The sequence below is a fragment of the Roseibium sp. genome (assembly GCF_965233565.1).
In the GTDB taxonomy this organism is placed as follows: domain Bacteria; phylum Pseudomonadota; class Alphaproteobacteria; order Rhizobiales; family Stappiaceae; genus Roseibium.
The window spans coordinates 5,687,971-5,700,010 of sequence record NZ_OZ247494.1; the positions used below are offsets into that span (position 1 = coordinate 5,687,971).

Genomic DNA, 12,040 nt, shown 5'->3' on the forward strand with positions numbered 1-12,040 from the left:
AATTGCGAACTCGTTAATGGCTTTCTCGAAGGCGATGGCTTTAACAATCAGGGCGTATAGTGATTGTACCCGTGAATACATTAACAAGTGATGGGACTATTACCAAAGTTGATGAATTGTGCGAATAAATGTTTGGTCGTGCTGCTCAAACATCATTGATATTTTTCACTATTCGTAGGCCGGCAACAAGCCTGCAACTTCTAGCGATGGCCCGGTTGTGTCTTCAGATCCATCCGGCCGCGTGACTGAGCGGCTTCGACGCTGTGTGGACCGGCGAATTCAAACCCGTTACGGCCCTTTTCCTTGGCGCGATAGAGCGCCATGTCCGCCATCCGGATCAGGTCCTTTTCGCTCGTGCCGCATTCCGGTGCTGCGGCGATGCCAAGGCTGATGCCGATTTCGACCGAGCGGCCGCCACCGACGTCGATCGGTTTGGCAATGTCCGCCAGGATCTGTTGTGCCAGGCTCGATAGCGTCTGCCGGTCTGTCGACCGCGTCAGCAGAATGATAAACTCGTCGCCGCCTATGCGGCTCACGACATCGTTTTCAGAGACCAGGTGGGTCAGTCGATCCGCGACCGCGCACAGCGCTCTGTCTCCTGCCTCGTGGCCATGGCTGTCATTGACCGGTTTGAACCGGTCGAGATCACAGGCAAGAACCGCGAAGCCGCGTTCTGGAAGATCGTCGAGCGCGAAAGACAAGCAATCAGAGAAATGATGCCGGTTGGGCAGGCCGGTCAGCGGGTCGTGCAAAGCAAAGTGCCGGTTCCGCCGTTCGCTTTCCTCAAGAGAGGCTGACAGACGGCTGATCCGGTTTGCGGCGGTAAAGGCGACAACGGCGGTGATCAGCGCCAGGACCACGATCATGGGCACAGCCATCATCCAGATTTCGCGCCCGGGCTTGGCATGGTCCCACTTGAAATAGCCGAAAACTGTGCCGTCTGCCGTGTGTATCAGATGATTGGTCGGGTGTTCACGTTCTGGTGCGCCAGCAAAATATGTGAGATCCCGATAGGCGAGCCGTTCGTTCAGATCTGCAATCCAGGCGTCGTCGAGATAGACGGCATTCACCAGCACGACCGGATAGTCCGCCGTGAAACGCACATTCCCGTCGTCGGGGAGGACGGGGATCGCGCTTAACAGTGCCGGAGATCCGTCAACAACTGCATAGGTGGTCGCCGCGATCTCGATCAGCGCGGATTGCGGCACAAACCATTCGGCAAAGACGGAACTGGAGGATTCCTTCCGGTCCTCAAAGGCCTGTCGTGTCGCCTCGGCTAGTTTGCGGATCTGATTGTCGGGGGCCAGTTGCAGGTTTTCGAAACGCGTGTTGTCCTCAACCGCCTGGGCGAGCAAACGGCCGTCAGGCCCAACGAGAAAAGTGCGCTGAAAACCGAAATCCTGTGCAAGTTCATCGACAAATTCCTCCTCGATGAAGTCCTTGTCGATGGGAGGTTGGAGAGCGCTGAAGGATGTGTCCCACTGCGCCAGCACGATCTGATCGCGTGCGATTTCGCGAAAGACGTTCTCCAATGTGTAGCTGAGACGGAACTGTTCGCTTTCCAGGGCCCGCTTGTCGGCTTCGCGCCAAGCCATGTGAGCGACGAATGTCAGGGATGCCGCAGACAGGAAAATAAGCAGCGCAGCCAGGTGGTACACCCAGAAAGTGATGCTGCGCCCGCTTCGTGCGTGCCTTGCAGCTGTCTTGGGTGTCGCGCCCGAAGTGTCTGTCCGGCCTTTCAAGGATCCACTACCCCTCCTGAAGGATGGCATCGCCGTAACTTAGCGAAACACTTTTAACAGCAGGTGCGCAACCGGTGGCCCCGAACGGGCACCTACTGAATTCTGCCAAGAGCCTTAACAAAGCGTTCGATTTCTTCTTCGGAATTGAATGCGTGAAGCGACGCCCGAACGACGGCGTCGAGCCCGCGATGGGGCAGATCGATGCGCGCGGAACCGGCCGTGCTGACGGAGACGTTGATGCCCTGTTCTGCAAGCCTCAGCTTGGTCTGCTCCGGCGTTTCTCCAGCCAGGGTAAAGGTGACAATTCCACCCTTGCGTTTGCCCTTGTCATGGACGGTGACACCGTCAACGCCGGCGAGTTCGGAGCGCAATTGAGCTCCAAGAGCGCACGTCCGGTTCGCAAGACGCTCCATGCCGAAGCCGATGGCATAAGTCACGGCAACGCCCAATCCGATCTGGCCGGCCACGTAACGCTCCCAGGTTTCGAACCGGCGGGCATGAGGGACAAGCTCGTAAGAGGTGTCGTCAAGCCAGTTGGCCGACTGCAGATCGATGAAAGGCGGTTCGATCTGGTCAAGCACATTGTCGCTGACATAGAGAAAGCCGGTGCCGCGCGGGCCGCGCAGATATTTTCTGCCCGTTCCGGACAGCATGTGACAGCCGATTTCGTGAACGTTGAGCGGGATCTGTCCGGCGGATTGACAGGCGTCCAGCAAGTAGAGAATTCCTGCTGAGCGGGCAATGTCACCAACTTCTTCAGCTGGATTGATGAGGCCGGAAAAGGTCGGGATGTGGGTGAGAGCAACGAGGCGGGTTTTCGGCGTGATGGCCGATTTCAGAGCGTGCAGGTCGATTTGCCCCGAGGCATCGTCTTCGACGAGGTCGATCTCGATACCCTTGTGTTTCTTCATCTGCAACAGCGCGACGTAGTTGGAGACATATTCCGCGCGACCGGTAACCACACGATCGCCCTCGCGAAAGTCGATGCCATAAAAGGCCATGTCCCAGGCGCGTGTTGCATTTTCGATATAGGCGATCTCGTGGGGTTTGCTTCCGATCAGCGCCGCAAGAGCCGTGTAGAATGTGTCCATGGCCGGCTTGGCCCTGGCGGCAGCCTCGTATCCGCCCGTCATCGCCTCCAGGTCGAGGTGTTGCCTGACCGCGTCGAGCACGGGCGTCGGCGCAAGGCCGGTGCCGGCATTGTTAAAGTGAAGGACCTGCCGTACACCGGGAGTGTCTTCCCGCAAGAGTTCGACATCCTGCTGGGACAGGGAAGGGACAATCATGGCAACTCCCGGCGCTTGAAGAAACAAGAACAAGATGACGATCACATATTTCGGATACGGATCACTCGTCAATATTGACACCATTCCCGAGACCGCTGAAGTGACGCCGGGCCGGCTCTCCGGCTGGCTGCGGGAATGGCGCGTCTGCGGTCAGGGGGACGACGGGCAGGGGCGCTGCGCGCTGACGGTCCGGCCCGAGCCGGGCGCTGAAATCTGGGGCGTGATGGCCCGTGAACCGCGCGAGAGACTGCCGGAGCTCGAAACACGGGAAAAGCGTTACGTCAAAGTGGACGCAGTTGGCGTTTCTTTCCGCTGCGAGGCGCAGCAGGCACCAGGACCAAAGGACCTGTTCCTCTTCAAGGCGGCGCCGGAACATCTGCGCTGGGGCTGCGACAAGCACCCGATTCTGCAGAGCTATCTGGACTGTGTTCTGGCCGGCTTTTTTCGAACCTGGGGGGAGCGCGGCATCGACCATTTTCTGGAGACGACCGATGGCTGGCACGTGCCGGTTCTGAGAGACCGGACACGGCCACATTATCCGAGGCCCATCACGCTCGATGCCGGGCTTGCCGAGTTGATAGACGACAAGCTCAGAGACCACGGGATCAGTTATCTAACGGGAAAAGTGTAACGCTGCTTTGGGGTCACATGCCAAAGGTGAACGTGAACTGTTTTCCATTCAGGTTTCCACTGCCCGTGCCCCGCGTTCCTGTTGAAACGAAGCGGAACGGACCGCTGGCGCCGTCGTTGCAGGTAAAAGTGCCTTCGCCGTCCCGATAGGTGATATAGACAAAATTTCCCTTGCAGACGCGGCCACGGCTGCTTGTGATTTCCAGGGTTCCCGAACCGTCGACGTAACCCGTTGCCTTGCCGTCAAAGGTCTCGGAACCATCCGTGGCCTGGCCCTTCACCGCAGCTGTCGCGGTACATCCGGCACAAAGTCCGGCAACTATTACCGTTTGAAAAAGTTTTGTTACGTCAATCATTTAATGCCCCAATTTTATTTAGTGTGATTCAGCACTTTGTTGCATATATCAGTATTTCTATCAATGCGTCAGGTTGCCGTGGCGCAAGTTGAATTGAGCTCTGCGGCTGATTGCGCAAGACGCATGGGACAGGCAGTTACCCAAACACGGTCTGCAACCCATGCCCTGCCAGATAGGCAATTCCGGCTGCGACAGTGCCGATGGCCGTCGTCTCCAGCCCACAGGAGAACCAGTGACGTTGTGACCAGCGCGCGCGGAGCGAGCCGATCAGGAAAAAGGCCAGCATCGTCAGGCCGGTGGCTGTGCCGGCGCTGGCCTCAATCGGCAGCAGGAAGGGCAGGAGCGGGATGGCGCCAAACAGCGCGAAGGCGATGAACGTGTAAAGCGCTGCCTTGAGCGGATTGCGAACGGTATCCGACAGGCCGTACTCGGCCTGCATCATGGTCTCGATCCAGGTGGTCTTGTTTGAGGTGACCAGCGCGACCAGTCTCTCCAGGTCGTCGCCTTCAAAACCCTTTTGCAGAAAGATCTGCCGGATTTCCTCCCGTTCGCCTTCCGGTTCCAGGGCAATGTGCTTTTCCTCGATCGCGCGCAGGCGCGCGTAGTCTTCGTTCTCCGATTTCGAGCCGCTGTAATTGGCCGCGGCCATGGAAAAGCCGTCTGCGAGCAGATTGGCAATGCCCAGAATGAGAATGACCTTGGTCGACAGGCTGGCGCCGACGGAGCCTGCAACGATGGCAAAGGTCGTGACGGCGCCGTCAATGCCGCCATAGACCCAGTCACGCAGATAGCTGGCATCGGGACCGGCGGCGAGCCGGTCGGCAATGTCTCGCGGCCGGTGGCTGTGCTCCAGGTCTGGAGTTGGCATGGCGGCAATCCTTGTTGATGGCCACAGGATGCAGCCGTTCGACAACGGTCGCCATGATCCGCCTCAAATCTGGAACAAACCCATCGCTGGAGATCGGGGTGTTATATAAATTTCCCTTTACGTAAGCGTAATTCTGAATCTATCAATTAGGTGCAATGGAAAAATTTGCAACTTATGGAGGATGAATTGCCGCTTTTTACGTACAAGGGAGAGGACGCATTGGGGCTCGTGCAGGATGCGCGTGACCTCATGGTCTACAGCTATCACGGCCTGGAGGACATTCTGCGCGATGGAATGGAGGCCGAGGAACGAGCCCGTGAGATCATTGAATCAAAGGGATGGACCGTCCTGTCACCCGAAGTCCTTGGCATTCCGGACGCCAGGGTTGACAGGAATGGCACCTTTCAGGGGGAGAGCTTCCGCTTCAAGGACGCCCAGGCAGATGTGCTTGCGAAGTATGATGCCAATGGCAAGGTCACCGAGGTGGGGCTTGTCTTTCGGGGAACGTCCGGAACCATCGACAATATCGTGTCCGACACGATCGGGGACGTGATCGACTACCTGGAGTTCTTCAAGGACGAACCCGACTATGCCGTTGGGGCTTTCGGCAATCTTTTTGAGGCGCTGAAAGTGTTTCTGGAGGCAAATGGACTTGGGGCCGAAGACCTGCTGGTGACCGGCCACTCACTGGGCGGCGGTGCAGTGACCAACATGGCAGAGCAAAGCGACAGCTTTGCGGACGGGTTCTTTGCCGATGCCAATTTCATCGGCTTTGCGTCTCACTACACGCCGGAAGATGGAGCGTCGGTCCTGGACAGCGGCGCGGAAATCCTGAGCATCGACTTCGAGAACGATCCGGTGCCTTCGGTGATTGCCGAAGACTGGCTGCACCTTCTGGGCAACGACACGGACTATGACTACGAGACCAACAATCTGGTTCTCTTCAATGATCTGTATGCCACGCCGGCCTTCTGGGAAGGTGGCAACATCATCAATCCGTTGGCCTGGTCGGCGCATTTTTCATCGGGTTACGCGGCGGCCATCGACACGATCTCAGCCTCGTCATTCTATGAGGAGATGTCGCGGGACAGTCTTGTGATCGTCTCGTCCCTGTCAGATGCAAAACGCGGTTCGGTCTGGGTGGAGGATATCCGGCTGCCCCTGGATCCGACGGGGCACTACGGTGAGGACGGTTACATCTTGGGGTCGGCGAAAAACGACCTCCTGGCCGGACGGGGTGGTGACGATGCGCTTGAAGGATTTGCCGGGGACGACCACCTGAAGGGCCGCGACGGCGATGACCGCTTGCTTGGCGGCGACGGCAACGACCGGCTGGAAGGAGGGAACGGCGCGGACCGTCTGATGGACGGTGCCGGCAGCGATGTTCTGGTTGGCGGCGAAGGCGCGGATATATTTGTGTTTCTTGCCGACGGGGCATGCGACCGGATCGAGGATTTTGAAGTCGGTCGCGACAAGATCGACCTGAGCCTTGCCGGCATCACGGAGTTCGACCAGTTGGTGATTACAGCCAAGGGATGGTGGCAGGATGTCGAGATCGGTTACGGCACGGATCTGATCAAGCTCGATACGGGATTCTGGCCGGTCCTGGACGACCTTGGCGCAAGCGACTTTTTGTTCGCCTGATGTTGCCGGCGCCGGGTCCTGTATGGGGCCCGGCGCTGCAAACAGAGACGAAACCGGCAGATGCCTGTAAAATGTCGGCGGAGGACGTGAAAAAAGATCAAGAATTCCTTCGATGCCACGGCGGTTCTTAAGTGGCTTTTGGCGGAAGGGCCGTGTATAACGCCGCACGTTTGCTCCAAAAGCGGGGCAATATGCGCAGGAAAAAGTCGCGGGCGTTAGCAGAGTTGAAAAATTGGGAAAGCCCGATCCCACAAGGAGATACGAACATGGCGGACAAGTGGAGCCCGGACAGCTGGAGATCGAAGCCGATCCTGCAGGTTCCGGAATATCCGGATCAAGGGGCACTGGCGGATGTGGAACAGCGCCTGTCGACGTATCCGCCGCTGGTTTTTGCAGGTGAAGCGCGCGCGCTGAAATCCCAGCTGGCCGAGGTCGCCAACGGCAAAGGGTTCCTGCTTCAGGGCGGTGACTGTGCCGAGAGCTTTGCCGAGCATCACCCGGACCACATTCGTGATTTCTTCCGCGTCTTCTTGCAGATGTCTGTTGTCTTGACCTATGCGGCCAGCCAGCCGGTGGTCAAGGTAGGCCGTATCGCCGGCCAGTTCGCCAAGCCGCGCTCTTCCAACATCGAGAAGAAGGATGACGTTGAGCTGCCGAGCTACCGTGGTGACATCATCAACGACATCAATTTCAACTCGGACAGCCGAATCCCGGACCCGAGTCGTATGGCCATGGCCTATCGTCAGTCCGCCGCGACCTTGAACCTCCTGCGCGCGTTTGCTCAAGGCGGTTTTGCAAATCTCGACCAGGTGCATCAGTGGATGCTCGGTTTCATCACCGACAGCCCGCAGGGTCACCGTTACAAGGAACTGGCCGACCGGATCACCGAGGCGCTGAGCTTCATGCGCGCTTGCGGCGTCAATGCCGACAGCGTTCCGCAGCTGCGCTCCACGGATTTCTTCACCAGCCACGAAGCCCTGCTGCTTGGCTATGAAGAAGCGCTGACGCGTGTCGACAGCACATCCGGCGACTGGTACGCGACGTCCGGCCACATGATCTGGATCGGCGACCGGACCCGCCAGCCGGACCATGCGCATGTGGAATTCTTCCGCGGCATTGAGAACCCGATCGGCCTGAAATGCGGTCCGTCGCTGACGCCGGAAGGTCTCCTGGAGCTGATCGATATCCTCAACCCGGACAACGAGCCTGGCCGCCTGACGCTGATTGCCCGTTTCGGTGCCGACAAGGTCTTTGACCATCTGCCGCAACTGGTGCGCGCCGTCGAGCGTGAAGGCAAGTCCGTGGTCTGGTCCTGTGACCCGATGCATGGCAACACCATCACGGCCGGTGGTTACAAGACGCGTCCGTTCGACCGCATCCTGAAGGAGGTGGAAGCCTTCTTCGCAGTCCATCGCGCAGAAGGCACTCATGCCGGCGGTGTTCATGTCGAAATGACCGGTCGGAACGTGACGGAGTGCACCGGCGGTGCCCATGCGCTGACCGCAGAGCAGCTCGGCGATCGTTACCACACTCATTGCGACCCGCGTCTCAACGCCGACCAGGCGCTGGAACTGGCGTTCCTTATCGCAGAGAACCTGAAAAAGGAGCGCGATGGCCGCCGGGCAGAACCGCTGGCTGTGAGTGCGTAATCGGTAAAAATTCTTACGCAGCGTAAGATAAGGGGCGGCTCAGGCCGCCCTTTTTTGTTTCTATCGATCATTTTTCTGCATGCGGCACACCCTGAGGTAAGCCTCGCTTAACGCAGACACGGCATACCTGGACATCGGGACAACTAGGGACGAGGAGAGTACGCGTGCGGGACAAGTGGGATCTGTCGAAGATTTCCTGTCTGGTTGCAGAAGACAATCCGCATATGCGCACGATCCTGCGCTCGGTGCTGTCCGGTTTCGGCATTCGCTCGGTGTATGAGGCCAGCGACGGTGCAGAGGCACTGGAACTGGTGGTCGACCGGAAACCGGACATCGTTCTGTGCGACTGGGTAATGAGTCCCTTTGGCGGCAACGAGTTTTTGCGGATCCTGCGCGCAGACCGGGACCTTATTGCAAGCACGACGCCCGTTCTCGTCGTGACGGCCCATGCCAAGCGGGCGACGATCCTGGAAGCCATCGAGATTGGCATTCATGGTTTTGTGGCCAAGCCGATCGCACCGGCCATTCTCTATCGCCATATTGGTGAGATTCTCGAGCGGCAGGAGCTGCAGGGACGATCGAAAGGCATTCTCGGTCCCGGTCACCAAAAGCCCTTGCGCAAGCTCGAAGTGACTGACCTGTCCGGTATGGCCGCGCCGGAAGCCGATGTTCAGCCCGAACAGGATATGGCCGGGCTCGCCCTTCTTTGAACGGCTTTCTGCGCGGCAACCCCGACTGGACGATTGCAAGCTCTGAGGCTTGCCGCTACACCAGACAGTCATGTCACGTCCTGGTGTTCTTCCGATGATTTCTGACCGTTTCCGTCTGGCTGTTGCGCAGCTCAACCCAACCGTTGGCGATGTCGCCGGCAATGCCGAGCTTGTGCGCAAGGCACGAAGCGAAGCCGCGGCGCTAGGGGCCGATCTGGTGCTGACCTCTGAACTGGTGCTGGCGGGATATCTGCCGGAAGACCTGGTTCTGAAACCCGCCTTTGTCCGCAGCTGCATGGAAGCTGCGGAAGCATTGGCGAAGGAAACCGCAGACGGCGGTCCCGGCCTGATTGTCGGCTCGCCCTGGCGTGCCGACGACGGCAAGGTCTACAACGCTGCACTCCTGCTTGATCAGGGCGAAGTTCGCGCTGTTCGCACCAAGTACGATCTGCCGAATTACAGCGTTTTTGATGAAAAGCGGGTGTTTGCGGCCGGACCGTTGCCGGGGCCAGTCGACTTCCGGGGCGTGCGCATCGGTTTGCCAATCTGTGAAGACATCTGGAACGATGAAGTCTGCGAATGCCTGGAGGAGACGGGCGCCGAGCTTCTTCTGGTGCCAAACGGCTCGCCCTATTGGGAAAACCGGGCAGAGGAACGGCTGCAGGTCGTGGTTTCCCGGGTGGTGCAGACCGGGTTGCCGCTGATCTATTGCAACCAGCTCGGTGGACAGGACGAGTTGGTCTTCGACGGTGGGTCCTTTGCGCTCCATGCTGACAGGTCGTTGGCCTTCCAGTTGCCGCAGTTCGAAACCGCACTCGGGATCAGCGATTGGCGCCGCGACGGAGACACCTGGATCTGCGAAAACGGCGAGGTCGCCAAACTGCCCGATCTGGATGAGGCCAACTGGCGGGCCTGCGTGATGGGACTGGGTGATTATGTCACCAAGAACGGATTTCCCGGCGTGGTCCTGGGATTGTCTGGTGGTATCGACTCGGCCATCTGCGCGGCCATGGCCGTCGATGCGCTCGGGGCCGACAAGGTGCACGCCATCATGCTGCCCTATCTTTACACGTCCGAAGAAAGCATCAAGGATGCCGCCGATTGTGCCAGGGCCCTTGGCATTCGGTATGACACTGTGCCCATTGCCGAGCCTGTGGAAGGGTTCACAAGTGCCTTGAGTGGCCTTTTTGCCGTGACCGGGTCGGATACGACAGAGGAGAACCTCCAGTCCCGTGCGCGCGGGGTGATCCTGATGGCGGTCTCCAACAAGTTTGGCAAGATGGTCATGACCACCGGCAATAAATCGGAGATGTCGGTCGGCTATGCCACGCTTTATGGCGATATGAACGGCGGCTACAATCCGATCAAGGACCTTTACAAGACGCAGGTCTACCATCTGTCTGCCTGGCGCAACCAGAACCAGCCGGCCGGGCTGCTCGGGCCGGGCGGCGACGTGATCCCGGCCAACATCATCACCAAGGTGCCGACGGCGGAGTTGCGCGAAAACCAGACCGATCAGGATTCCCTGCCGCCCTATGACGTTCTGGACGATATCCTGGAATGTCTGGTCGAAGACGAGATGTCGGTGAGCGACATCGAACAACGAGGCCACGACCGGGATCTGATTCACCGCATCGAGCATCTTCTTTATATTGCAGAATACAAGCGCCGGCAGGCGCCACCCGGCGTCAAGATCACCGAGCGCAATTTCGGTAAGGACCGCCGGTATCCGATCACCAACCGGTTCCGGGACCGGTCCTGAGCGGGATTACAAATTCTCTCAACCTCATCCGGAGGAGAGCATTCTGGCCCGTCTCGAAGGATGGGCAACGCGCACCGGAACGAGCGGCCTATCCTACGAGACGGTGCTGCGCAGCTCCTCAGGCTGGGGTCAATTTGTGTGGCAAATTCGTTCCTGCGTTTGAGAAGGCATTGCCTTGATGTCCTATTTCTCCTTCTTGCGCGACAATGCGCGCTGGCTGTCGGCTTGCTACCTGCTTGCAGCCTTTTCCGGGTTCGGGCAAACCTTCTTCATTGCCTTGTCCGCCGGTGATCTGCGTGCCGAATTCGGCCTCAGCCATGGTGATCTGGGCCTGCTCTACATGGTGGCGACGCTGGCAAGCGCATTCACGCTTCCTTATGTCGGCAAGAGCCTTGACCATTTTCGCGTCAGGTGGATCGCCGCCGTGGTGCTGGCTGGACTTGCCCTGTCGTGCCTGCTCATGGCGAGCACCTCGGCGGTCTGGATGATTGCCATAGCCTTCTACGGCTTGCGCCTCTGCGGCCAGGGCATGATGACCCATACGTCGATAACTGCCGCAGGGCGCTGGTTCTCTGCGCAACGTGGCCGGGCCGTTTCCATTGCCATGATCGGTTTTCCGACGGCGGAGGCCCTTTTTCCGATCCTGTTTGTCGTGCTGGCAGCAAGTTACGGTTGGCGCGGAGCCTGGACGGTTTCCGCACTCAGCCTCGTTCTGATCGCCTTTCCCGTCCTCATGCTGTTGCTGAAGCGCGAAAGAACGCCGACTGCGACGGAAGTTGCCGCGACCAAAGCGGAGGGCCGCCAATGGACACGGAAAGAGGCTCTGGCAGATTACCGCTTCTGGCTGGTCAATCTCGGTGTGAACACGCCGGCCTTTGTGGGCACGTCGATCTTCTTTCACCAGGTCTATCTCGTTGAACTGCGAGGCTGGTCGATGGAAGTCTTCGCCAGCGCCTTCGTCATCATGGCCAGCGGCGTTGTCTGTGCCAGTCTCGTCATCGGCCCCCTGATCGACCGGTTTTCCGCCCGGCAGCTCTTGCCCTTCACGCTGATCCCGCTGGCGCTCGCCTGTCTGGTGCTCACGACGGTGCATGCCCAATATGCAGCCTTCGTGTTCATGGCTCTTGTGGGCATCTCGAACGGCTTCAACGGCACGCTGGTCGGAGCGTTCTGGCCCGAGGCCTATGGCACCAGGCACATGGGGGCGATCCGCTCCGTTGCCTTTGCAGTCATGGTGTTTGCCTCCGCGGCCGGGCCCGGGCTGGTCGGTTGGCTGATTGATCTTGGTGTTTCCTTTGACCTCCAGATCGCGGTCATGGGGGGATATTGCCTGATCTATTCCGGTGTTTTGACCTGGATGACGCGTCTTTACCGGTCGGCACAACAAACTTGA

The 12,040-nt window shown here is 58.9% G+C and carries 10 protein-coding genes; 6 read left to right on the plus strand and 4 right to left on the minus strand.

All coding sequences use genetic code 11. The annotated features are described in order from the left end of the window. Positions 1 to 200: 200 nt before the first annotated feature. Together ACO6TG_RS25925 and ACO6TG_RS25930 are read right to left on the minus strand one after the other, a co-directional pair. Entirely contained in the window at positions 201 to 1,595 is a 1,395-nt protein-coding gene (locus ACO6TG_RS25925; protein ID WP_422375841.1) for a diguanylate cyclase domain-containing protein, read from the minus strand. A 239-nt stretch (positions 1,596 to 1,834) separates the two neighbouring features. Beyond that, complete coding sequence (locus ACO6TG_RS25930; RefSeq protein WP_422375842.1) at positions 1,835 to 3,028, minus strand: aminotransferase class V-fold PLP-dependent enzyme; 1,194 nt, start codon at positions 3,026 to 3,028, stop codon at positions 1,835 to 1,837. Positions 3,029 to 3,062: 34 nt separating this feature from the next. Here ACO6TG_RS25930 and ACO6TG_RS25935 point away from each other — a divergent pair, with 34 nt between their 5' ends. Continuing rightward, entirely contained in the window at positions 3,063 to 3,659 is a 597-nt protein-coding gene (locus ACO6TG_RS25935; RefSeq protein WP_422375843.1) for a gamma-glutamylcyclotransferase family protein, read from the plus strand. A gap of 13 nt (positions 3,660 to 3,672) precedes the next feature. On the opposite strand, the gene ACO6TG_RS25940 is transcribed toward ACO6TG_RS25935, so the two are convergent. Together ACO6TG_RS25940 and ACO6TG_RS25945 are read right to left on the minus strand one after the other, a co-directional pair. Then, positions 3,673 to 4,014 (minus strand): hypothetical protein, encoded by a 342-nt coding sequence (locus ACO6TG_RS25940; RefSeq protein ID WP_422375844.1) that lies wholly within the window; start codon positions 4,012 to 4,014, stop codon positions 3,673 to 3,675. 136 nt (positions 4,015 to 4,150) lie between these two features. After that, positions 4,151 to 4,882, minus strand: coding sequence for a VIT1/CCC1 transporter family protein (locus tag ACO6TG_RS25945; protein ID WP_422375845.1), 732 nt, complete (start codon positions 4,880 to 4,882; stop codon positions 4,151 to 4,153). Positions 4,883 to 5,068: 186 nt separating this feature from the next. Here ACO6TG_RS25945 and ACO6TG_RS25950 point away from each other — a divergent pair, with 186 nt between their 5' ends. The 5 genes from ACO6TG_RS25950 (at position 5,069) to ACO6TG_RS25970 (ending at position 12,040) form a co-directional block, all read left to right on the plus strand. Continuing rightward, positions 5,069 to 6,526 (plus strand): M10 family metallopeptidase C-terminal domain-containing protein, encoded by a 1,458-nt coding sequence (locus ACO6TG_RS25950; protein ID WP_422375846.1) that lies wholly within the window; start codon positions 5,069 to 5,071, stop codon positions 6,524 to 6,526. A 266-nt stretch (positions 6,527 to 6,792) separates the two neighbouring features. Then, positions 6,793 to 8,175 (plus strand): class II 3-deoxy-7-phosphoheptulonate synthase, encoded by a 1,383-nt coding sequence (locus ACO6TG_RS25955; protein WP_422375847.1) that lies wholly within the window; start codon positions 6,793 to 6,795, stop codon positions 8,173 to 8,175. A 164-nt stretch (positions 8,176 to 8,339) separates the two neighbouring features. Beyond that, the gene (locus ACO6TG_RS25960) at positions 8,340 to 8,885 is read left to right on the plus strand and encodes a response regulator (RefSeq protein WP_422375848.1); all 546 of its coding nucleotides are present in this window, start codon (positions 8,340 to 8,342) and stop codon (positions 8,883 to 8,885) included. Positions 8,886 to 8,979: 94 nt separating this feature from the next. Then, positions 8,980 to 10,647: an NAD+ synthase gene (locus ACO6TG_RS25965; RefSeq protein ID WP_422375849.1), complete on the plus strand. Its 1,668-nt coding sequence runs from the start codon at positions 8,980 to 8,982 to the stop codon at positions 10,645 to 10,647. A 178-nt stretch (positions 10,648 to 10,825) separates the two neighbouring features. Then, positions 10,826 to 12,040 (plus strand): MFS transporter, encoded by a 1,215-nt coding sequence (locus ACO6TG_RS25970; protein WP_422375850.1) that lies wholly within the window; start codon positions 10,826 to 10,828, stop codon positions 12,038 to 12,040.